Genomic DNA, 23,079 nt, shown 5'->3' with positions numbered 1-23,079 from the left:
AGCTCTAGCCCGCCGCGAGCGCCAGCCGGCGCTTCGCCGGCTGCATCAGGTACGCATCGACCGCCTCGGCGGCCTTGCGCCCCTCCGCGATGGCCCAGACGACGAGGCTCTGGCCGCGCGACATGTCGCCGGCGGCGAAGACGCCCTCCACGCTGGTGCGCCCGCCGTGGGCCTTCACGTTGCCGCGCTGGTCCATCTCGACGCCGAGCTGCTCGATCAGCCCCTCGCGCTCGGAGCCGACGAAGCCCATCGCGAGCAGGACGAGCTCGCACGGGATCTCGAACTCGCTCCCCGGGACCGGCACGAACTTCCCGCCTTCCAGCTTCACCCGCGTCGCCTGGAGCGCGCGGAGGTGACCGTGCTCGTCCCCGAGGAACGCGGTGGTCGACACCGACCAGTCGCGCTCGCCGCCCTCTTCGTGGGAGGACGAGGTGCGGAGGATGAGCGGCCACGCGGGCCACGGGTTCGTCAGCGAGCGCTGCTCGGGGGGGCGGGCGAGGAGCTCGAGCTGCGTCACGTGCGCCGCGCGGTGGCGGTGGCTCGTGCCCACGCAGTCGGAGCCGGTGTCGCCGCCGCCGATGACGACCACCCGCTTGTCCGTCGCGAAGATCGCCTCGTTGTCGGGGATCACGTCGCCGGCGACCCGCTTGTTCTGCTGGGTCAGGAAATCCATCGCGAAATGGACGCCCTTCAGCTCCCGGCCGGGCACCGGCAGGTCGCGCGGCCGGCGCGCCCCGCCGCACAGCACGATGGCGTCGTACTGCTCGCGCAGGGCGTCGCCGGTGATGTCGACGCCGCAGTGGACGCCCGTGCGGAACGTCACCCCCTCGGCCTGCATCTGCTCCATGCGCCGGTCGATGAGGTGCTTCTCCATCTTGAAGTCGGGGATGCCGTACCGGAGCAGGCCGCCGATGCGGTCGTCGCGCTCGAAGAGCGTGACGTCGTGCCCCTTGCGCGCGAGCTGCTGCGCGGCCGCGAGCCCGGCGGGCCCCGAGCCGATCACCGCGACCTTCTTGCCCGTGCGCTGCTTCGCGATGACCGGCGCCACCAGGTTCCGATCGAACGCGCGATCCGCGATGGCGCGCTCGACGTTCTTGATGGTGACCGGCTTGCTCTCGATGTTCAGCACGCACCCCGCCTCGCAAGGCGCGGGGCACACGCGCCCGGTGAACTCGGGGAAGTTGTTCGTCGCGTCGAGCGACGCGATCGCCTCGGGGAGGCGATCGCGGAACATGTGATCGTTCCAGTCGGGGATCAGGTTCCCGAGCGGACATCCGTCGTGACAGAACGGGATGCCGCAGTCCATGCACCGCGCTGCCTGATCGCGCAGCTCGGCGTCGGGGACCGGGAGCTCGAACTCCTGCCAGTCGTTCAAACGCTCGGAGACGGGCCGCTTCTTGATGTCGACCCGCTGGATCTCGAGGAAGCCTCGTACCTTACCCATGGGCGGCCGACCTCTCTCCCGTGCTCAGGGGACCCGCGTTGGCGGGGATGTAACGTCCAGTGGAAACATAGGGTGTTGAAGGAGAAAGGAGAGACACGAGCCTGTCCGACCCGTCCGCCCCGTTCGTCGCGGGCGACGCCGCGGCCTCCAGGGCGCGGCGGTACTCGCTCGGGACGACCTTCACGAACTTAGACAGGACGGCCTGCCAGGACTCGAGCAGCTCGATCGCCTTCCGGCTGCCCGTGCGCCGAACGTGCTCCTCGAGCAGCGCCCGCACCGACTCGGCGTCGGCTGCGGTCATCGTCTCGAGCTGCACCATCTCCTTGTTGCAGCGCGCCTCGAAGAGCGCGTCCTCATCGAAGACGTAGGCGAGCCCGCCGCTCATGCCGGCCCCGAAGTTGCGGCCGGTGGTGCCGAGGATGATCACGGTGCCGCCCGTCATGTACTCGCAGCCGTGGTCGCCCACGCCCTCGACGACGGTGGTGGCCCCGCTGTTCCTGACCGCGAAGCGCTCGCCGGCGCGGCCGTTGAAGAACGCGCGGCCGTTCGTCGCGCCGTACAGCACGACGTTGCCCACGATGACCTGATCGTCCGGCCGGAACGGCGCCTCGCGCGGCGGCCGCACCGCGACCACGCCGCCCGAGAGGCCCTTGCCGACGTAGTCGTTCGCGTCGCCTTCGAGCTCGAGCGTCATGCCCCGCGAGGCGAAGGCGCCGAAGCTCTGGCCGGCGCTGCCGGCGCACTTGACCACGATGCTGTCCTCGGGGAGCCCGGCGCTGCCGTGGCGGCGCGCGATCTCGCCGCTCAGCATCGCGCCGAGCGTCCGATCCGAGTTCCTTACGCGGGTCTCGATGACGACGGACGGCCCGCCGTCGATCGTCGCGCGCGCCTTCTCGATCAGCTTGAGGTCGAGCACCCGGTCGAGCTTGTGGTCCTGCAGCTCCACGCAGTGGGTCGGGCTCGTGAGGGCCTCCTTCGGGCGGTACAGCACCTCGGAGCAGTCGATCTTCCTCGCCTTCGGGTGGAGCCCGGTGCTCCGCTGCACGATGCAGTCGGAGCGCCCGACCATCTCGGTCAGCGTGCGGAAGCCCAGGCGCGCCATGATCTGCCGGAGCTCCTCGGCCACGTAGAAGAAGAAGTTGATGACGTGCTCCGGCGCGCCCGTGAACTTCTTGCGGAGCTCGGGGTCCTGCGTGGCGATGCCGACCGGGCAGGTGTTGAGGTGGCACTTGCGCATCATGATGCAGCCGGTCGCGACGAGCGGCGCCGTGGAGAACCCGAACTCCTCGGCGCCGAGCAGCGCGGCGAACGCGACGTCGCGGCCCGTCATCAGCTTGCCGTCGGTCTGCACGATGGCGCGGCCGCGGAGCCCGTTCATCACGAGCACCTGGTGCGCCTCGGCGAGGCCGAGCTCCCACGCGACGCCCGCGTGGTGGATCGACGTGAGCGGGGAGGCGCCGGTGCCGCCCGAGTCGCCGCTGATCAGCACCACGTCGGCGTGCGCCTTCACGACGCCCGCGGCGATGGTGCCGACGCCCGCCTCGGCGACGAGCTTCACGCTGATGCGCGCCTTCGAGTTGATGTTCTTCAGGTCGAAGATGAGCTGCGCGAGATCTTCGATCGAGTAGATGTCGTGGTGCGGCGGCGGCGAGATCAGGGTCACGCCGGGGGTCGAGTGGCGCACCTTCGCGATCACCGCGTCGACCTTGTGGCCCGGGAGCTGGCCGCCCTCGCCGGGCTTGGCCCCCTGCGCCATCTTGATCTGCAGCTCGTCGGCGTTCACGAGGTACTCGGCCGTGACGCCGAACCGCGCCGAGGCGACCTGCTTCACCGCGCTCCGCTTCGAGTCGCCGTTCGGCATCCGGAGGAAGCGCACCGGGTCCTCGCCGCCCTCGCCGGTGTTCGACCGCGCGCCGATCCGGTTCATCGCGATCGCGAGCGTCTCGTGCGCCTCCTTCGAGATGCTCCCGAAGGACATGGCGCCCGTGGCGAAGCGCTTGACGATCGAGGCGGCGGGCTCGACCTCCTCGATCGGCACCGGCGGGCCCGCGGGCCTGAAGTCCCACAGCCCGCGGAGCGACATCGGGTGCTCCTGCTGCTCGTTGATGATGGAGGCGTACTCGGCGTAGCTCTTCGCGTCGTCGAGGCGGACCGCCCGCTGGAGCGAGGCGATCGACTGCGGCGTCCAGAGGTGCCGCTCGCCGGACACGCGGAAGTGGTGGTGGCCGCCGACGTCGAGGTGCGCTCGCGCCCGCTCGCCGTACGCCGCGTGGTGGCGCGCGAGCGCCTCCTCCGCGATCTCGCGCAGCCCGACGCCGCGGACGCGCGACGCCGTGCCGGTGAAGTACGCGTTGATGACGAGCTGATCGATGCCGATCGCCTCGAAGATCTGCGCGCCCTGGTAGCTGGAGAGCGCGCTGATCCCCATCTTCGACATGATCTTCAGGATGCCCTTCTTGAGCCCCTTCACGTACCGCGAGCCCGCCGCGGTCGGCGAGAGGTCGGCGCCGAGGGTCTTGTCGCGGCACATCGCCGCGATCGACTCGAACGCGAGGTACGGGTTCACCGCGCCGGCGCCGTAGCCGATGAGCAGCGCCATGTGGCCGACCTCGCGCGCCTCGCCGGTCTCGACGATGATGCCCGCGCGCGTGCGCGCCCCCTCGTTGATGAGGTGGTGGTGCACGGCGCCCACCGCGAGCAGGCTCGGGATGGGGGCGAGCGTCTCGTCGATGCCGCGGTCGCTGAGGATGAGGATGCTCGCGCCGTCGGCGATCGCCCGGCTCGCGTCCTTGCAGAGCTTCGCGATCGCGGCGCGCAGGTTGTCCTCCGGGTCGCCGTCGACCGGGAAGTACATGGGCAGCGTGGCCGCGCGGAAGTCGGGGAAGACGTTCTTGCGCAGCTTCGACAGGTCGTCCTGCGTGAGGATCGGGTGCGGCAGCTCGAGCATCCGGCACTGGCGGGGCGTCTCCTCGAGGAGGTTGCCCTCGCCGCCGACGCAGCTCACGAGCGACATCACGATCTCCTCGCGGAGGGGGTCGACCGGCGGGTTCGTGACCTGCGCGAACAGCTGCTTGAAGTAGCGGAAGAGCAGCTGGGGCTTCTCGGAGAGGACGGCGAGCGGGATGTCGATGCCCATCGAGCCCACCGGCTCCTCGCCGAGGGTGGCCATCGGCCCGAGGATCATCCGCAGGTCCTCCTCGGTGTAGCCGAACGCCTGCTGCAGGCCCCGGAGGTCCGCGTGCGGGATGGTGTAGAGGCTCGGCACGTCCTCGAGGGCGCGCAGGTCGATCTTGTTCTCGGCGACCCATGCCGCGTACGGCTTCTGCGTCGCGACGCGGCGCTTGATCTCGTCGTCGCTGACGACGCGACCCTCGGTCGTGTCGACGAGGAACATCTTGCCCGGCTGGAGGCGCCCCTTCTGGATGACGCGCGCCGGCTCGATGTCGAGGACGCCGAACTCGCTCGCGAGCACGACGAGCCCGTCGCTCGTCACGACGTACTTCGCGGGGCGCAGCCCGTTCCGGTCGAGCGTCGCGCCGATCAGCCGTCCGTCCGTGAAGCACAGCGCCGCGGGGCCGTCCCACGGCTCGATCAGACAGCCGTGGTACTCGTAGAACGCCTTCTTCTCGGCCGACATGTCCGGGTCGAGCGCCCAGGCCTCGGGCACGAGCATCATCATCACGTGGGGCAGCGAGCGGCCGCTCGCGAGCAGGAAGTCGACCACGTTGTCGAGCGCGGACGAGTCGGAGCCGCCCGGCCGGATGATCGGCTTGAAGTCCTCGATCGCGTTCGCGAAGACATCGCTCTTCAGCAGCGCCTCGCGCGCCGACATCCACGCGGTGTTGCCGCGCACGGTGTTGATCTCGCCGTTGTGCGCGATGACCCGGTACGGGTGCGCGCGCTCCCACGTGGGGAAGGTGTTCGTGGAGAAGCGCGAGTGCACCATCGCGAGCCGCGACACGGTGCGCTTGTCGGACAGGTCGGGGTAGAACGCCGCGACCTGCTCGGCGAGCATCAGGCCCTTGTAGACGACCGTCCGCGACGAACAGGACGTGATGTAGAAGTCGTCGGCGTTGGCGGCGCGGCCAGCGCGCTTGCGGATCGCATAGAGGACCTGCTCGAAGGACTGGCGAGGCGCGACCCTGCCGATGAACAGCTGGCGGATCGCGGGGCGCGAGTCGCGCGCGATCGGGCCGAGCGCCGCGTCGTCGATGGGGACGTCACGCCAGCCGAGGACGCGCTGTCCGTGGTGCACGACCGCGGCCTCGAGGATCGCCTCGCACTGGCGGCGACGCGACGGGAGCTGGGAGAAGAACACCGTCGCGACGGCGTAGTCGCCAGGAGCAGGCAGCGCGATGCCAAGGGCGGCCAGGGACGCGGCGTACAGCTCGTGCGGGATCTGGAGGAGCACGCCCGCGCCATCGCCGGTGCAGGGGTCGCAGCCCGCGGCGCCGCGATGGGTTAGATTTTCGAGGATCTCGAGCGCTTGGCAAACGACCTCGTGCGTCGCTTCACGGCGGAGCGTGGCGACGAATCCGAGACCGCATGCGTCGTGTTCGAAAGCCGGATCGTAAAGACCTTGTCGTTGGGGCAGAGGCATGGTGCTGACTTCACACGCGCGTAGCACATGTGGCACAAGGATTGGAGCCCTAGTTTAATGCGGCGCGCCAGGAGCCGCGGAACTGGGCGCAAAATGGGGGAGAGGTGTCACCTTGCCCGGGGGGCCGCTCCGCCCGGCGGCGGCGCTCGGCAGTGGACGCCCGTCGTCGACCGTGGTGTGGGTGGGAGCGACCGGCCTGCCGGTCCGGCCTCCGGCGGCGCGGTATTCGGATGAAGCTCTTCGCACTCAGCGATCTCCACGTCGGGTATGCGGAGAACCGGTGGGCCATCGAGCGCATGACGCCGCGGCCGAGCGACTGGCTCATCCTCGCCGGTGATCTCGGGGAAACGGAGCAGCACCTCATCTACGTCCTCGAGACCCTGGGCCCGCGGTTCAAGCGGCTCGTGTGGACGCCGGGCAACCACGAGCTCTATACGATGCCGAGTGAGCGCGGCGGTCCGCGCGGCCAGGCCCGGTACGAGCGGTTGGTCGAGCTGTGTCGGAGCCGCGGCGTCCTCACGCCGGAAGACCCCTACGTGCTCTGGGACGGCGAGGGCGGACCGCACGTGCTGGCGCCGATGTTCTTGCTCTACGACTACAGCTTCCGGCCGGACGGCGTGGCCGAGGGCGACGCGGTGGCGTGGGCCATGGAGAGCGGCGTCCTCTGCAGCGACGAGGAGCTGCTCGACCCGGCGCCCTTCGCCAGCCTGCCCGAGTGGTGCCGGGCCCGCCTCGCCGCGACAGAGGCCCGTCTCAGCGCGATCGAGGGGCGCCCCACGGTGCTCATCAACCACTTCCCGCTGCGCGAAGAGCTCGTGCGGCTGCGGCACATCCCGCGTTTCTCGATCTGGTGCGGGACGCGGCGCACGCACGACTGGCATACGCGGTTCCGCGCGCGGGTGGTCGTGTCAGGGCACCTCCACATCCCCCGCACCGACTGGATCGACGGTGTTCGTTTCGAGGAGGTGTCGTTCGGATATCCGCGCCAGCGGCCCACCGAGCTCAGCGCCGACAGCTGCCTTCGGGAGATCCTACCGGGCCCTGCAGACGCGGCGCCGCCGAGGTTGTAGATGCTCACGATCGGTCCCGGCGCGGCGCACCTCTGGTACGTCTTCTGCGACGCGGCTCGCGACGAGGCGTTGCTCGAGGCGTACCACCGGCTGATGGCGCCTGACGAGGCGGCGCAGCAGGCGCGCTTCCTGTTCGCCGAGAACCGGCACGAGTACCTGCTCACCCGCGCCCTCGTGCGCACGGTCCTCTCAAAGTACGCGAACGTCGCGCCCGAGGCGTGGTCGTTCGTCCGGAACGAATTTGGCCGCCCACAGATCGCCGGACCTCCGGGGGTGCCGCCGATCCGGTTCAACCTGTCGAACACGCGGGGGCTGATCGCCTGCCTGGTCGCGCTGGATCGCGACGTGGGCGTCGACGTGGAGGACACCGAGCGCGCGAGCGGCGCGGTGGACATCGCCGATCGCTTCTTCTCGCCAGGCGAGGTGAGGGCGCTGCGCGCGCTGCCGCCGGAGAGGCAGCGCGCGCGCTTCTTCGAGTACTGGACGCTCAAGGAGTCGTACATCAAGGCGCGCGGGATGGGGCTCGCGATCCCGCTCGATCAGTTCTCGTTCCACCTGGACGATGGACCGGCGATCGGCATCTCGTTCGATCCGCGGCTTGGCGACGACCGCTCGGCCTGGCAGTTCGCGCTCTACCAGCCCTCGGCGAGGCACACGATGGCCGCCGCGATCCGCAGCGGGGGCGGACCTGCGCTGTCGATCGAGCTGAGGGAGACGGTGCCGCTGCGCGACGGCGGATGAGCGGCGGCTGGGGCCGCCCGTACGAGGCCGCCTCGCGGCGGCGCCGACGCGCATCCCTCCCTGGCTGGCCTCCGGCAAGCTGGGTCAGCGCAGGCTGGGCCGCGCGCCCGCGGCCCTGGCGCGTCGGGGCGCGAGGTCAGTCCGGCCGCGCGATCGAGAGCTCAACGTTGCGCCACGAGGGCTCTCCGCGGCCGTCGTCGCCGAAGCCCGAGGTGACGTCCACGACGGCCCGGCGGCGCCCCTCGGCGGCGATCGGGTCGTCGTCGACGGCGTAGTCGAGGGCGGCGCCCCGGATGGCGACGAAGCCGTTGTCCTCGTCCCAGATCTCGATGACGCGGACCTGATGGGGATAGTCGGCGAGCGCGGAGGTCTCGAGCTCCCAGTACGCGTGCCCGCCGGCTGGCGAGACCCGGGTCACCCGGTGCACGTGGGTGTGTCCGGCGAGGTGGAGCAGGACGTTGTCGTAGCCGCCGACGAGCGACTGCCACGCCTCGACGCCGATCGCGCCGGGCACGACGGGGGTGCCCGTCGCGGCGAAGGAGCCGTCTCCGAGCGAGCTCGACGCGTGGTGGGACGTGAGGATGACCCACCTGCGCTCGCGCTTCGCGCGGTCGAGCGCGGGACGGATGAACCGATCGACGTCGTCCTGGAGGATCACGCCGTTCGGCCCGCCCGTCTCGGCGGCCGTGTCGAGCACGATGACGCGAAGGGGGGTGTCCTTCATGTCGAACTCGTAGAACGCTTTCCCGTACGCGCGCTCGTCGGGCCCGATCCCGTGTCCATCGCCGGTCGCCGCGACCTGATCGAGCAGCTCGGGGCGGCTCAGGAGCGCTCTCCTCGGGTCGGGGACGACCTTGCCCGTGATCACCGGACCGCCGGGGAGAGACCAGTCGCGCGTCCCGCCGTCCGACCAGCTCCCCGTCGCGAGCTCGGCGCGCGTGTGCACCGGGAAGTTCCCCTGGTGCAGGACATCGTGGTTGCCGGTCACCCATCGCCAGGGCATGAGCAGCCCCTCGGCGAAGAACGGATCCTTGGGATCGTTGTCGGGGCCTGGCACGGGGTCGTCGTCAGCGCCCGAGTCGCACTCGACGCGCGCGGCGCCGTCGAGGATGGCCGAGAACCACGCGATCTCGTTCGTCTGCGCGCTGTCGGCGTTGTCTCCGCCGAGCAGGACGAAGTCGATCGGCGTGCTCCGATGGAGCGCGTTGATCGTGCGGACGGCGGCGTGGAGGATCCGGCACTCGTGCCCTTCCTGCGGGCGGAACGCCGACGCGAACGCGCCGGGCGAGTCGAAGATCGCCAGCCGGGCGGGCGACTCGTCGTCTGCGAGCTGGGTGTCGGCGAGGTGGACGAACCTCGTCAGGAGCCTCGGCCGCTTGCCGCGCGGCGGTGGAGGGGTGTCGTCGAGCGTCGCGGGGGCGAGCGGCTGCCCCGGCCCGCTCTCGAGCTCGCCGTAGCCCTCCGCGAGCATCTGCTCGATCTCCGCCGGGACAGCGGGGTTCCTGTCCGGTGGATCGGCCACCCCAACGCGCGGCGCCCAGGTGCGAGCGGTCGTCAGCGGCGGCGCGCCGCGGAGCGCTGGCAACGGTACCGGCGCAGGGAGCGGCGCCGGAGCGATGGACTCCTCCCCCGCGCACGCCGCGAGCGCAACAGACGCAAGGAAGAAGCGCGCCGCGGGGCGATCTCGGCGCGCTCGCGCGATCTGCCGCCGACCGGGCTCCAGCGCTGCGACGCCCACCGCTCGTGTCTGGCTCATCGCTTCCTTACATGACAACACCACCGCGCCTGATCAAGAAATGTTCACCCACGCGGTAGCGTTGCCGTTGAGGGCCGGTGCTGACGAGGAAGAGAGAGCGCAGAACGCGCGTAGTACGTCCCACACCGCGCAGCGTGGCGCCGCGGAGCGTCACGTCGAGGCGCACGAGCGAGCCGAGCCATGGTAGGGCGGAGCCGCGGCCGGTGCGCCGGCGGCTGCTAGGATGCGGCGCGTCCGAGCCAGGGGCGCTCGTCTCGAGGTCATCTATGGTCATTTCGCGATTCCTGGGTTGCGCGCTCGCGGCGGCGATGCTGGTGAGCTGCAGCGATCCCGAGCCCATCATCGAATACCGCTACAGCGCCTACGAGGGCGACGCGTATCCGGACCGACTTCCTGAGATCACGATTCCGGAGGGCGGAATGGGCGTGGTGAGCGATAGCCTCTCCGATACGATCTCTCTTATCTCGCTCTCGACCGGGGAGCGGTTCGGCGTCCACCCCGTGGGCCGCGATCCCGTGACGATCGACGGGCCTCACCACGTGGCCGTGGACGCCGAGGGCGGCGCGTTCTACGTCGCGCTGTCGTACCCTGACGTCGCCGGCGCGATCGGCCCCCACGCGGTGCACGGCGGGAGCGCGGTGGCGGGCTACGTCCAGAAGCTCGCGCTCGACGATCTACGCATCCTCGGGCAGGTGCGCGTCGAGGCCAACCCGGGCGATATCGTGATCTCGGAGGACGGCCGGCGCGTGGTCGTCTCTCATTTCGATCTGAAACGCGTGCTCGACAACCCCGGTGATGTCGAGGCGGCGCGCTCGTCCCTCGCCGTGATCGATCCCGAGAAGGTCCTGCTCTCGGGGTCGCCTGATCCGGAGTTCATCCCGGTCTGCATGGCCGCCCACGGAGTCGCCCTCTCGCGCCCGGACGGCGCCCGCGCCTACGTCGCTTGCTACGGCGAGGACGTGCTCGCGATCGTCGACCTGACGGACCCTTCCGCCGAGGTGAAGCGCGTGCCCGTGGGGTCTACCTCCAGCCCGTCGCCCCATGCCAACAACTACGGGCCCTACGCGGCCGTCATGTCGCCCGACGGGAAGACCATCGCCGTGAGCAGCACGGAGAGCAGGGACGTGCGCTTCTTCGATGTCGCGTCGGAGACGTTCGACGATTCACGGAAGGTCCTCACGATCGGCGCGCCCTACTTCCCCGCGTGGACCCCCGACGGGAGCGCCATCTATGTGCCGACCCAGGTGCCCGACACCCTCGTGCGGATCGGCGTGACCCCGGACGACAACGAGGTCGTCACCCGGAACATCGCCGACGAATGCATGAGGCCGCACGTCGCGCAGCTCGACGAGGAGCACGGGCTCTTCCTCGTCTGCGAGGGCGATCGGATCACGACGCCCGGCAGGGTGCTCCGGCTCGATCCAGAGACGCTGGAGACGCTCAGCGACACGGAGGTTGGCTTCTATCCCGACGGGCTCGTGCGCGTCGCGCCGGAGGCGCCGTGAGGGCGCCCTGCAGCCTTGCGGCCGCGCTCGCGTGCGCGTCGCTCCTCTGCGGCTGTCCGGGTGATCCCGAGACGAAGGTCGTCGACGCGACGGCCGTCGAGCACGGCGCGGCGCTCTTCCGGGACCCGACGATCGCGGAGACGCGCTTCAATCGCTATTCCTGCTCGACGTGCCATGAAGCTGTCGCCGGCGACGCAGGCGACGCCATGCTCCCGGGCGCCCCGCTGGCCGGCGCCGTCGAGCGCCCGCATTACTGGGGCGGGCAGGAGGTCGAGCTGCTCGGCGCGATCAACCATTGCCTCTATTACTTCATGACGAAGGACCTGCCCTGGACCGCGGACGACGACGCCGCGCAGGCCATCTATGCCTACCTGGAGTCGCTGCCCAGCGAGGGAGGCGCAGCCGAGGCCGTCCCCTTCACGCCGGTCTACGAGCTGAGCCAGATCCCGGCGGGCGACGCGGCCGCGGGCGGACGCATCCACGAGCGCGCCTGTGCCTCGTGTCACGGGGGCGTCCATTCGGGGGAAGGCCGGCTCGTGTCGCGGGCGCCGGCGCTGCCCGAGCAGACGCTCGAGGAGCACCCGCTCGGCGAGTACACCGAGGCCGATCGGCGGCTGGTCTTCATCGAGAAGGTCCGGCACGGCGGGTTCGTCGGCTACGGCGGGCAGATGCCGCCTTTCTCCCGCGAGGTCCTCTCCGACGAGGAGCTCGGCGATCTGCTCTCGTTCTACGGGCTGCCCTGGCCCCCGTGAAGCGCGCCGAGAAAGCCGCGAGGATCGCCGAGATCCTCGACCGATTGTACCCGGCCCCGCCCATTCCGCTGGTCCACGACGATCCGTATTCGCTGCTCGTCGCGGTGATGCTCAGCGCCCAGACGACGGACAAGATGGTCAACGCGGTGATGCCGGCGCTCCTCGAGCGCGCCCGGACGCCCGCGGCCATGGCGGCAGTGCCCGTCGAGGAGATCGCCCAGCTCATCCGGAGGATCGGGTTCGCGCCCACCAAGGCGCGGCACCTGAAGGCGCTGAGCGAGCGGATCGCGACCGAGCACGGCGGCGTCGTCCCCGCCTCGTTCGAGGCCCTGGAGGCCCTGCCGGGGGTCGGTCACAAGACGGCCTCTGTGGTCATGGCGCAGGCCTTCGGCCACCCCGCCTTCCCGGTCGATACCCACATTCACCGGCTCGCGTTCCGCTGGGGGCTGTCGTCCGGAAGGGACGTCGTCGAGACGGAGCGCGACCTGAAGCGCACGTTCCCACCCGAGCAGTGGAACAAGCTCCACCTGCAGCTCATCTACTTCGGTCGCGAGCACTGCCCAGCGCTGCGCCACGACATGACCGGCTGCCCCATCTGCAGCTGGGCCGCACGCCGACGATGATCGCGGCGCCCGGGGGCCGCCGAAGATGGGGGCGGACATAACGCCGCCATCGCGGCTGACAGGCTATCGAGGCAGCCGGTTTCCGTCAAGCAGGGTGCAACGTCCCGGCGATCTCATGAGCGCGAGCGCCGCTCGCCGCGCTGCGGCGCGAGGCTGCCGGGCGCGGTCGTGTGCGGGTGTGCGGTTCCGGGTCGCCGCGCGCCTGCGGTTCGAGTAAGGCACTTCTGTGACAAAGATTGGATTTGAGATCATCGGGACGGGCCACTACGTGCCCGGAGAACCTGTCACCAACGACGACCTCGCGCGGGTGATCACGACCTCCGACGAGTGGATCTACCAGCGCTCCGGTATCCGCCAGCGCCATTACGCGCCGGATGGCGTGGGGGTGAGCGATCTCGCCTGCGAGGCGGCGAAGCGCGCGATCGAGTCGGCGCGCATCGCGCCGTCGGAGATCGATTACATCCTCTTTGCCACGATGACGCCGGACTACATTTTTCCTGGCTCCGGGGCGCTGCTCGGCGCGAAGCTGGGCATTCCAGGCGTCCCCGCTCTCGACATCCGGCAGCAGTGTGCCGCGATGCTGTTCGGCCTCCAGACGATCGACGGGCTCATCCAGACCGGGGCCGCCAAGACCATCCTGTTCGTGGGCGCAGAGGCGCACGCCGGCTTCATGCCCTGGGAGGACTGGGGAGCGCTCGACCCGAAGAATGGCCGCTCCGCGACGCCCGAGGCGCGGGCGCACGCCGACCGCCACCGGAACCTCGCCGTCCTGTTCGGAGACGGATCGGGCGCGCTCGTCCTCCGCGCGACCGATCGTGACGCGGGCCTGCGCGGCAACAAGATCTGCTCCGATGGACGCTTCGCCGAGCTCCTCTTCGTGCCGGGCGGCGGCTTCCGCTCGCGCCCGTACTGGAAGCCGACGTCGTTCGACGAGGACCTGCATATCCCCCGCATGGATGGCCGCGAGCTCTTCAAGTTCGCGGTGACAAAGCTCCCGGCGACGGCGCGGGAGCTCTGCGCCTCTCAGGGCCTCGCGATCGAGCAGATCGACGTGTTCCTGGCGCACCAGGCGAACGGCCGGATCAACGAGCACATTCGCAAGGACCTCGGCGTGCCCGTCGAGAAGCTCCCGAGCAACATCGATCGATTCGGCAACACGAGCGGCGCCACCGTGCCCATCCTCATCGACGAGGAGATGCGCGCCGGAAGGCTGAAGAAAGGGCAACTCGCCATGGTGCTCGCGCTCGGGACCGGCGTCCACTGGGGCTGCGCGCTCTGGAAGCTCTGAGCGGCTGAGCGGCGGCGCCTCGCTCCCAGGCGTCATCCTCATCATCGTCATCGAGCCGCGGCGGACGCGCGTGGCGTGTTGCGTCCGGTGCGGAACGCTGCGGGAATTTCGTGCGATCGTCTCGTGACGGATTGCGCGTGGCGTATCCCTTGTTACGTTTATATCAACGCCCGCAGCGGACCCCGTGTTTCCAATGCGATCGACCTGGCGCGGGCGCTACCGGGAAGGGAGTCACCTCAGGGCTCGGCTGCACGGCCCCTCCCCGGCCAGCGGCGAATTGCGCACGCAGCACGTAACCCGCAGCGGCTAGTGCGCAGCAGGTAAAGCGCAGCAGGTAAAGCGCAGCAGGTAAAGCGCAGCGCGTGACCTACGTGCGGGGGTGCGGTGTTCGCGTGTGGGCGTGAGCGTGTGTGTTCGAATGTCGTCTCCTGCCGCTCTTGCTCATACGGTTGTGGGCCATTCACTTCATTGGAGCATGTTTTCTCTTGATGGCGAGGACGCAAACTCTTCGCATTGACTCGGGCGCACAATTATTGAATTTTGCACACTGAGGTGAGTGTGATCGGAGAACACGGAGCGTCGATCTTGAGAGACACGCCGACCCAGCTTGGGCTCGGCCGGTATCGTCCCATCGCGAAGCTAGGCCGCGGCGGGATGGCAGACGTCTTCCTCGCGATGGCTCACGGGCCCGCCTCGGTGAACAAGCTGGTCGTCGTTAAGCGTCTCCGCAGCTCCGGGGACGAGGAGGATCGCCAGGTCCTCATGTTCATGGACGAGGCCAAGCTCTCGGCTCGCATGAACCACCCGAATGTCGTCCAGACCTACGAGGTCGGCAGCGATCGGGACGGCTACTTCATTGTGATGGAGTACCTGGAGGGCCAGCCGCTGAAGCGCGTCATGAAGGCGGCTGTCGAGCGGGAGTCCGGCACGGGTGGGCTGGTCCGCGGCACGTGGATCCGCATCGTGGCCGAGGTGCTGCGCGGGCTCCATTACGCGCATGATCTCTGCGATTTCGACGGTCGGCCTCTCGGCATCGTGCATCGCGACGTCTCGCCGCACAACATCTTCGTCACGTACGACGGCGCGGTGAAGCTCGTGGACTTCGGCGTGGCCAAGGCCGTCGTCAACGCCTCCAGCACCGAGAGCGGGACCTTCAAGGGCAAGCTGACGTATATGGCGCCCGAGCAGGTCACGGCGGGCAAGACGGTGGACCGCCGGGCGGACATCTTCGCGGTCGGCGTCGTGCTCTGGGAGCTCCTCGCCGGGCGGCGGCTGTTCGAGGGCGATCAGATCACCGTGATGCACCAGCTCCTGCTGGGGAAGATACCGCGGCTCTCCACCGTCGTTCCGGGGATCCCCATCGCGCTCGATCAGATCGCCGCGAAGGCCCTCGAGCGCGAGCCATCGAAGCGCTTCGCGACGGCGCAGGAGATGTGCGATGTGCTCGAGAACTACCTTCAGTGGTCGGGCGAAGACGTCCGCAGCGAGTTCCTCGGCGCCTGCATGCGGGGGATCTTCGCCGAGAGCCGGGCCTCCATACGCCAGCAGATCAAGGCGCAGATCGAGCGGGTGGCCAGCGCGTCGCTGCTGAGCGACGCCTCCAGCCAGGTGACGATGAGCGGCATCGGCGTCGCGATGGCGCCCTCGAGCTCCGGCTCAGGCAGCAAGCTCCCCTATGTCGGTGAGTCCAGCCGGTCGGGCATCGAGCGCGTGTCGGGCGTCGAGCGGGCGTCGGGCGTCGAGCGGCCCAGGACCCCCGTGAGCGACTCGGTGAGCCTGCGAGCGACCACGTCCGGGCCCGCGTCGGCCTCGAAGCGCGGCTACCTGATCGGCGCGTCCGCCCTGACCGCGCTGGTCGCGCTGATCGGCGGCGCGGTTCACGTCGCGAACAGGGGCGCGCCCGCCCTCGAGGCTCCTGCGGTCGCGGTCGCTTCACGCGGCGCCGAGGCCGGGGAGACCGTCGAGAAGAAGCTCGAGGAGGGACCCAAGGCGAGCGTGATGATCACGAGCGATCCGCCCGACGCGACCGTGAGCTGGAAGGGAAAGACGCTCGGCAAGACGCCGCTCAAGACCGAGCTGCCCGTGGGCACGCAGGTCGTGGTCGTGTCGAGGTCCGACTGCTTCGATGAGACGCTCATGCTGGCGCTCTCACCCGCGGAGGCCGTGGCGCGCTCCGTCAAGCTGCGCCCCAAGGACTTCGCGCACTAGAGCGACGGTCACCCGCTTCGGATACGGGCCCACCTCGACGTTTTCGGTGCTCAGCGCACCGGAGTGCGCTTGCGCGCCGAAAACGCCGATCTGGGCCCGTCTCCTGTGCGGGAGCCCGCCGCTCTGCTCTGCATGGTGCAGAGGTGGGCGATCCGGGCGGTGCATCCGCGCGTCGTCAGCGACCGGATGCACCCCGAGACCGCGGCCAGGTCGACGACCTCACGGGCGTCATGAACCGTGATGGAGGTAGGCGATCACCTTGGTGACGCCATCGGCGTCCATGGCCTCCTTCACCGCCTCGGTCGCCTCCTTCACGCTGGCGACGTTGCCTTTCAGCGTGACCACGCCGTCGCGCACCGTGACGTGCAGCTTCTTCACCGCGTCGTGATCGCTGTCCGCGAGCTTGCCGCCGACCGCGTTGCGGAGCGTCTCGTCGGACGGGCGCGCGCCGGTCCGCTTCGCCTCCTTCGTGGCGATGACCGAGCCGTCGCGGCCGAAGGTGACCTGATAGTCGTCGTCCTTCGCTGCCTTCATCCAGGCGTCACGCTCCATGGCGGCGGCATGTTCGGCCTGCTTCTTGGCTCCCTCAGCCTGGCCCTGTTGCGCGGGCTGCGGCGCGGCCTTGTCCTTGGGAGCGGCAGGCGGCGCCGACTGCGGGCGCGCGCCCTGGTTGTCCTTGAGCGCACCGGTCTGCTCGCCGACCCTGTTCATCTGGTCGCTGACATCGCGGCCCGCCTGGTGCCCTCGCTCGGCGAGCTGCTCTGCCTTTTCGCCCACGCGCTCGGCCTTCTCGCGCGTCTCCTGGCCGAGCTGCTGACCCTCCCGGGCGAGCTGCTCTGCCTTGTCACCCACGCGCCCGGCCTGCTCTCGCGCCTCCTTGCCGAGCTCCTTGCCCTCCTGGGCGAGCTGCTCTGCCTTTTCGCCCACGCGCCCGGCCTGCTCGCGTAGATCTTTGCTGGGCGTCTGGTTCGGGCCCGGAGGCGGTTCGCCTCTCCTGATCGTCTGGTTACCGGGCTCGCGGACCGCTCCTTCAGCTCTCTCGCTCTCGCTCCTGCAGGCGGTGCCGGCGAGCGCGAGCGCGAGGACGGTTGGGCCGGAGAACCAGCGTATTCTGCTCATCGTGCAGCGATAGCTCATGGTGCATCTCCAGGTGCACACCGAGGCAGACGTCGTGCCAGGAACTCGGTCGTTCCCGGCCGCCCGGGAACAACGGCGCGCCGCGCGTGTCGATGGGGTCATGCCGAGACCCTCCCTGGCCACCGCGCAGCGGCGGCACCGGACACCGGACGAGCGCTCCGGCCCGACGCATCGTAGTAGGCTCGAGGTCGTGAGCGCGGCGCCGCCGGAACCCGCCCTGCCTGACGCCCCGCCCGGACAGCGCTCCGCGCCCGATCTCCTCTCGCACCGGCCGGCGCTCCGGGTCGACGCGCGGGCGGTCAAGGAGTCGCTGGCGTTCGCGTTCGCGGGCGGCGCGCCCGCGGGGGCGTTCGAGCGGCACGTCGAGTCGGCGTCGCTGCCCGCGTCGACGTGGGATCCAGCCCGCTTCGCGCAGCACGTCTTTCTGCGCGAGCTCGTCGTGGGCTGCCTCCATTTCACGAGCGAAGGTCGCACGTACATCCCGAGCCCGGCGCTGCTGGGCCGCGCCCTCTCCCAGCCTCCGAGCGATCGCGACACCGTCGAGCTCCGGCGCGCGATCTTCCGGGAGCTCACCGGGTCGGAGGCGCAGCGCCGCGATCTCGAGCGCGCCTACGCGGCGCTGCGCCGCTGGGTGGCCCAGCTCGAGACGATCCCCATCTCTCGCGGCGAAGGCAGCCGGCGCCGGCTGGACATCCTCGCCGCCGCCAAGGACGCGTTCGACGCGCTCGCCGGTGGGTTCGCGGGCGCTCGCTCGGGCCTGTCGCGGCTCGCGGCGTTCGGCGCGGCCGTGCGCGAGACCGAGGCGTACCGCCGCCTCGCGGATCTGCTCGCGTACGACGAGGAGATCGCGACGCTGGACGTCCGGATCCGCGTCGGCTCCGACGGCCATGTCCGCGATCTGCACGCCCTGTCGATCCGCGAGAACAGCGAGAACCGCTTCTACCAGTCGCCGCTCGGGCGCCTGGTCACGAAGCTCGTGATGCTGTGGAGGGGGTACCGGTTCAGCGACGACGAGCTGCTCACCCGCCACGTCAACAGCGTGTTCGACGGCATCGAGGACGATCTCGTCGCGCTCGTCCAGCTGCTCGGAGATCTCGAGTTCTACCTCGCCGGCCTCGCGCTGCGCGACCGCGCCCGCGCGGCCGGGCTCTCCGTCTGTCTGCCCGAGCTCGTCTCGCCGGGCTCCTCGGACGGCGCGCGCGGCGCGCGCGGCGAGAGCCCCGGGCGCGAGCTCAAGGGGCTGTTCAACCCGCTGCTTCTGGCGAGCTCGGTGAGCGCGATCCCGTGCGACATCGCGACCGATCACCACGACGCGACCGTCATCGTGACCGGGCCGAACTCGGGGGGGAAGACCCGGCTGCTCGAGGCGCTCTCGCTGGCCCAGATGATGGGGCAGGCGGGCTTCTTCGTGCCGGCCGCGGAGGCGCGCCTCTCGCCGTGCCACGGGCTCTTCGTGTCGCTGATCGAGCAGGCGCAGGCCGATCAGAGCGAGGGCCGCCTCGGGATGGAGCTGCTCCGCATCAGGTCGCTGTTCGAGGCGATGCAGGTCGGCGACATGGTGGTGCTCGACGAGCTCTGCTCCGGCACGAACCCATCGGAAGGCGAGGAGATCTTCCAGCTCGTGATCTCGCTGCTCTCGGAGCTCCGCCCTCAGGCCTTCATCACGACGCACTTCCTCGAGCTCGCGGCGCGGCTCGAGCGGGAGCGGCCGGTCGATCGGCTCGTGTTCCTGCAGGTCGAGCTCGACGCGCAGCAGTGGCCGACATACCAGTTCGTCGACGGGGTCGCCCGGACCTCGCTCGCGCACCGGACGGCGGCGCGGCTCGGGGTCACGCGCGAGGAGCTCGTCGCGCTCGTCGAGCGCAGCAAGCGCGCGCACCGCCGCCGCGGGGTCGAGCCCGCCTGAGCGCGGTCACGCTCGCCGTGGCGGGCGAAATCTGGTTGTATGCGCCGCCATGGAGTATCGATCTCTTGGCAGGACGGGTTTCCGCGTCTCCTCGGTGAGCTTCGGGGCCTGGGCGATCGGGGGCACCTGGGGCGACGTCGACGACAAGGAGTCGCTCGCGGCGTTGCACCGCGCCGCCGATCGCGGCGTGAATTTCTTCGACACCGCGGACGTGTATGGAGACGGCCGGAGCGAGCGGCTGCTCGCGCGCCTCAGGCGCGAGCGGCGCGAGGAGATCGTCGTCGCGACGAAGGCGGGCCGGCGCCTGAGCCCGCACACGGCGGCAGGCTACAACGAGGGGAACCTCACGGCCTTCATCGAGCGAAGCCTGAAGAACCTCGAGACGGACGCGCTCGACCTCGTCCAGCTGCACTGCCCGCCGACGGACGTCTACTATCGGCCCGAGGTGTTTGACGCCCTCGATAGGCTCGTGAAGGCGGGCAAGATCCGGTTTTACGGCGTCAGCGTCGAGCGGGTGGAAGAGGCGCTCAAGGCCATCGAGTACCCCGGCGTGCAGTCGGTGCAGATCATCTACAACGTCCTCCGGCAGCGCCCGGCCGAGCTCTTCTTCCCCGAGGCGAAGCGCCGGCAGGTCGGGATCCTGGCGCGACTGCCGCTCTCCTCGGGGCTGCTCACCGGAAAGATGAGCGCAGCGACCCGGTTCGCGGCCGACGATCACCGCAACTTCAACCGCGAGGGCGCCGCGTTTGACAAGGGCGAGACGTTCTCGGGCGTCGACTACAACCTGGGCCTCGAGGTCGTCGAGGAGCTCCGCCCGCTCGTGCCTGCCGGCGTGAGCATGGGCGCGTGGACGATGCGCTGGATCCTGATGCAGGACGCGGTGACGTGCGTGATCCCCGGCGCGAAGCGGCCCGATCAGGTGGATGAGAACGCGAGCGCGGCGGACCTGCCGCCCGTGCCGCCGGAGACGATGGCGAAGATCCGCGAGATCTACGACCGGCGGCTCCGGCCTCAGGTTCACCAGCTCTGGTAGGCGCCCGGGCGAGGGCTCACAGGATGCGCGGCAACAGCCATCCTGCGAACGAGATGAGGGCCGCCGTACCGAAGAGCGGCCCTAGCCCCCGGATCTCGAAATCGTCGATCAGCTTGTCGGTGGCGTAGAGCAGCACCGAGTTCACGACCAGGCCGAAGAAGAGATACGCCAGGCCCAGCGTGAGGACGGCGGCGGGCAGGAGCGCCACCGCGACCAGGAACTTCACGAGCCAGCCGAGCAGCAGGTTGAGGACGGTGAACACGGCGGCGACGACGAGCGCCGTCTGGGTCTTGCGGATCCGCACGCCGGGCAGGATCTTCGTTCCGACGAGGACCGCGAGGCCCGCGGCGAGTGCCTGGATGATGAGCGCCTTCATGACCACCTCCCTGGGCCGGCACCGCTCCAGGCGGGCCGGCGTTCGCACCTTCCTCGTGACCCAGGGAGGTGCCGGGCGCAACCTCGCGTCCGCTCAGCGGCCGCCCCGGCTCATTCCTTCGGCTTGTCGCCGCCGAGCAGCTCGCCGATGGCGGGGGCGCCGCCCGGGCCGAGGGCCTGCGTGCTCTCGATGAGGTGGATCAGGAACTGGCGGTTGTCCGTCACCGAGAGGTTCTGGAGCTCGAGCGCGCCGATGCGGTCCTCGGGGGTGAAATAGGCCTCCTCGACCTTCTCCATCGAGAGCTTGTGCGGCGCATAGGCCATGTAATCGGCGCGCGTGTTGAGGATGTTGTAGTCGTCGCCGCGGCGCAGCTCGAGCGTCACCTCGCCGGTCACGCCGGGGGCGATCCAGCGCGAGAGCGCGTCCTTCAGCATCATGGCCTCGGGGTCGTACCACTTGCCCTCGTAGAGCAGACGCCCGAGGCGCCTGCCCTGGGTGAAGTACACGTCGAGGGTGTTCTCGTTGTGAATGGCGGACAGGAGCCGCTCGTAGACGGCGTGGAGCAGGGCCATGCCCGGCGCCTCGTAGATGCCGCGGCTCTTCGCGTCGATCACCCGGTTCTCGATCTGGTCGCTCATGCCGAGCCCGTGGCGCCCGCCGATCCGGTTGCACTCGACGAACAGCTCGAACAGGGAGCCGAAGCGCTTGCCGTTGATCGTCGTCGGGACGCCGCGCTCGAACCCGAGGGTCACCGTCTCGGCCTCGATGGCGACCTCAGGCCGGAAGGAGGCGACGCCCATGATGGGCTGGACGATCTTGATCCCGGTGTTGAGGTGCTCGAGGTCCTTCGCCTCGTGCGTCGCGCCGAGCACGTTGGCATCGGTGCTGTACGCCTTCTCCGTCCCCATGCGGTAGGGCAGCCCGTGGCGCTCGAGGTACTCGCTCATCTCCTTGCGCCCGCCGAGCTCTCCCACGAACCTCGGATCGAGCCAGGGCTTGTAGATCTTGAGCGAGGGGTCGACGAAGATGCCATAACGGTAGAACCGCTGGATGTCGTTGCCCTTGTGCGTGCTGCCGTCGCCGAAGACGTGGACGTCGTCGTCGCGCATCGCGCGGACGATCGCGGTCGTGGTCACCGCGCGGCCGAGCGGCGTGGTGTTGAAGTACTTCTTGCCGCCCGTCGAAAGGTGGAAGGCGCCGCACTGGATGGCGAGGATGCCCTCGCGGACGAGCGCCTCGCGACAGTCCACCAGCTTGGCGGAGACCGCGCCGTGCTGCAGGGCGATCGGCGGGATGTCGCCGGGGGAGTCCTCGTCCGGCTGCGCCAGATCGGCGGTGTACGCGTGCACCTTGAGCCCGTTGCGCGAGAGCCACGCCACCGCGCAGCGCGTGTCGAGGCCGCCCGAGAACGCGATGCCGAGGTGGGTGCCCGCCGGGGGGAGTGAACGGAAGATCCTGCTCATGGCGGCGCAGCATAATCGCAACGCCCGCGAGCGCGCGAGCGGAGATCGCGGGGCAGCGGAGGCGCGCGCTTGAATGGCGCGCGCGCGCGAGCGCGACGTCAGAGGCTCCGCCCGCCCGCTCCGCCGGGATGGCGCGGCCGCGCGATCTCCGCCTGCCCGCGCGCGGGCAGTCTCGCGCCTCCGCCGGAAGCGCGCTGGCTTGCACGAAACGGCGCAGACCGGGCCTCATGGGACTAGGATGGAGGACATCGTGTCACGCGAGCTCTGCTCGCAGATGAGGTGCAAGGCCATGCCGAAGCTGTCGTACGCCGAGATCGCCCGGATCGAGGAGCGCCGGCTGGCGGTCGGCATCGCTGCCGTGGTCGCCTGCGCTGAGCCCATCGCGGGCGGGTGGATGGCCTTTGATGGAGAGGGTTCCTGGGGAAACTTCGCTGTCGGGCTCGGGCTCGATGGGCCTGTCTCCGGCGAGGATCTCGATCGCCTCGTGGCGTTCTACGCGGCGCGCGGCGCGGAGCCGCGGATAGAGGTCTGCCCCTTCGCGCATGGATCGCTGGTGCGCGGCCTCGCCGATCGAGGGTTCGTGCTGCGCGAGTTCGAGAACGTGCTGGCGCGCGAGCTCGCGCCGGACGAGGACCTCCGCGCGCTGGTGTCGTATGGCGGCCCCGGGGAGCTGGAGATCGTGCGCATCGATCCGGGCGACGAGGCGCAGGTCCGGGTGTTTATCGAGATCGCGACGAGCGGCTTCCGGCCCGCGGACGCGCCGATCTCGCCGGTGCTCTTCGAGATCACGCGCCGCGTGGTCGCGTACCCCGGATGCGACTCGTACCTGGCGCTCGTGAACGGCGAGCCCGCCGGCGGCGGCAGCGTGGAGATCTCTGGCGAGGGCGCCGCGCTCTTCGGCGCCTCGGTGCTCCCCCCGTTCCGCGAGCGCGGCATCCAGCAGGCGCTCATCGCCCGCCGCCTGGAGCGGGTGCGCGAGCAGGGTCGTCAGCTGGCGTGCATCAGCGCGCGCCCCGGTATCCCCACGGAGCGCAACGCGATGCGCCTCGGCTTCTTCATGGCGTACAGCAAGGGGATCTTCACGCGGCGGAGCGAGAGCCCAGAGGCGCCTGCCTGAGCCCCTCCCGGCGCCCCGGGCCTCGTCGTCGTCGGTGCGCCTTTCAGGCGTGCAGCGCTG

The 23,079-nt window shown here is 70.0% G+C and carries 16 protein-coding genes; 10 read left to right on the top strand and 6 right to left on the bottom strand.

What is annotated here, in order from left to right:
* Positions 1-4 precede the first annotated feature (4 nt).
* Both WME79_RS28265 and gltB read right to left on the bottom strand, forming a co-directional pair.
* Positions 5-1,444 carry a glutamate synthase subunit beta gene (locus WME79_RS28265; protein ID WP_437520954.1) on the bottom strand — a complete coding sequence of 480 codons (1,440 nt, stop codon included), beginning with the start codon at positions 1,442-1,444 and terminating at the stop codon, positions 5-7.
* Positions 1,437-6,044, bottom strand: coding sequence for a glutamate synthase large subunit (gene gltB, locus WME79_RS28260; RefSeq protein WP_437520952.1), 4,608 nt, complete (start codon positions 6,042-6,044; stop codon positions 1,437-1,439). Before gltB ends, WME79_RS28265 begins: the two co-directional genes overlap by 8 nt.
* Before the next feature lie 230 nt (positions 6,045-6,274).
* Between gltB and WME79_RS28255 the strand changes: the two genes are divergently transcribed.
* Both WME79_RS28255 and WME79_RS28250 read left to right on the top strand, forming a co-directional pair.
* Positions 6,275-7,114 (top strand): metallophosphoesterase family protein, encoded by an 840-nt coding sequence (locus WME79_RS28255; RefSeq protein ID WP_437520949.1) that lies wholly within the window; start codon positions 6,275-6,277, stop codon positions 7,112-7,114.
* Positions 7,115-7,855, top strand: a complete 741-nt coding sequence (locus WME79_RS28250) for a 4'-phosphopantetheinyl transferase family protein (protein WP_437520946.1) — start codon at positions 7,115-7,117, stop codon at positions 7,853-7,855.
* Between the two features lie 136 nt (positions 7,856-7,991).
* Here WME79_RS28250 and WME79_RS28245 read toward each other — a convergent pair whose 3' ends face one another.
* On the bottom strand, positions 7,992-9,611 hold the full coding sequence (locus tag WME79_RS28245; RefSeq protein ID WP_437520943.1) for a metallophosphoesterase: 1,620 nt from the start codon (positions 9,609-9,611) through the stop codon (positions 7,992-7,994).
* Positions 9,612-9,877: 266 nt separating this feature from the next.
* On the opposite strand from WME79_RS28245, the gene WME79_RS28240 reads away from it, so the two are divergent.
* From WME79_RS28240 to WME79_RS28220, 5 genes are all read left to right on the top strand, one after another.
* Positions 9,878-11,116 (top strand): YncE family protein, encoded by a 1,239-nt coding sequence (locus WME79_RS28240; protein WP_437520941.1) that lies wholly within the window; start codon positions 9,878-9,880, stop codon positions 11,114-11,116.
* Complete coding sequence (locus tag WME79_RS28235; protein ID WP_437520938.1) at positions 11,113-11,868, top strand: c-type cytochrome; 756 nt, start codon at positions 11,113-11,115, stop codon at positions 11,866-11,868. The genes WME79_RS28240 and WME79_RS28235 overlap by 4 nt, the downstream gene beginning before the upstream one ends.
* Positions 11,865-12,491, top strand: coding sequence for an endonuclease III domain-containing protein (locus WME79_RS28230; RefSeq protein ID WP_437520935.1), 627 nt, complete (start codon positions 11,865-11,867; stop codon positions 12,489-12,491). The genes WME79_RS28235 and WME79_RS28230 overlap by 4 nt, the downstream gene beginning before the upstream one ends.
* Positions 12,492-12,717: 226 nt before the next feature.
* Positions 12,718-13,779, top strand: a complete 1,062-nt coding sequence (locus WME79_RS28225; protein ID WP_437520933.1) for a 3-oxoacyl-ACP synthase III family protein — start codon at positions 12,718-12,720, stop codon at positions 13,777-13,779.
* A gap of 552 nt (positions 13,780-14,331) precedes the next feature.
* Positions 14,332-15,987 (top strand): protein kinase domain-containing protein, encoded by a 1,656-nt coding sequence (locus WME79_RS28220; RefSeq protein ID WP_437520930.1) that lies wholly within the window; start codon positions 14,332-14,334, stop codon positions 15,985-15,987.
* A gap of 228 nt (positions 15,988-16,215) precedes the next feature.
* Here WME79_RS28220 and WME79_RS28215 read toward each other — a convergent pair whose 3' ends face one another.
* The gene (locus tag WME79_RS28215; protein WP_437520928.1) at positions 16,216-17,124 is read right to left on the bottom strand and encodes a BON domain-containing protein; all 909 of its coding nucleotides are present in this window, start codon (positions 17,122-17,124) and stop codon (positions 16,216-16,218) included.
* 190 nt (positions 17,125-17,314) lie between these two features.
* On the opposite strand from WME79_RS28215, the gene WME79_RS28210 reads away from it, so the two are divergent.
* Both WME79_RS28210 and WME79_RS28205 read left to right on the top strand, forming a co-directional pair.
* Complete coding sequence (locus WME79_RS28210; protein WP_437520925.1) at positions 17,315-19,030, top strand: MutS-related protein; 1,716 nt, start codon at positions 17,315-17,317, stop codon at positions 19,028-19,030.
* 49 nt (positions 19,031-19,079) lie between these two features.
* Positions 19,080-20,063 (top strand): aldo/keto reductase, encoded by a 984-nt coding sequence (locus tag WME79_RS28205; protein WP_437520922.1) that lies wholly within the window; start codon positions 19,080-19,082, stop codon positions 20,061-20,063.
* Between the two features lie 16 nt (positions 20,064-20,079).
* On the opposite strand, the gene WME79_RS28200 is transcribed toward WME79_RS28205, so the two are convergent.
* Both WME79_RS28200 and argG read right to left on the bottom strand, forming a co-directional pair.
* Positions 20,080-20,439: a phage holin family protein gene (locus WME79_RS28200; RefSeq protein ID WP_437520919.1), complete on the bottom strand. Its 360-nt coding sequence runs from the start codon at positions 20,437-20,439 to the stop codon at positions 20,080-20,082.
* Positions 20,440-20,549: 110 nt separating this feature from the next.
* A complete protein-coding gene (gene argG / locus WME79_RS28195; RefSeq protein WP_437274770.1) occupies positions 20,550-21,902 on the bottom strand; it encodes an argininosuccinate synthase in 1,353 nt (450 codons plus the stop codon).
* Positions 21,903-22,191: 289 nt separating this feature from the next.
* Here argG and WME79_RS28190 point away from each other — a divergent pair, with 289 nt between their 5' ends.
* Positions 22,192-23,019, top strand: coding sequence for a GNAT family N-acetyltransferase (locus tag WME79_RS28190; RefSeq protein ID WP_437520915.1), 828 nt, complete (start codon positions 22,192-22,194; stop codon positions 23,017-23,019).
* The last annotated feature ends 60 nt before the right edge of the window (positions 23,020-23,079 follow it).

Source organism: Sorangium sp. So ce726, from assembly GCF_051521405.1.
Classification (GTDB): Bacteria; Myxococcota_A; Polyangia; order Polyangiales; family Polyangiaceae; genus Sorangium.
This window is presented reverse-complemented; position numbering and strand designations above follow the sequence as displayed.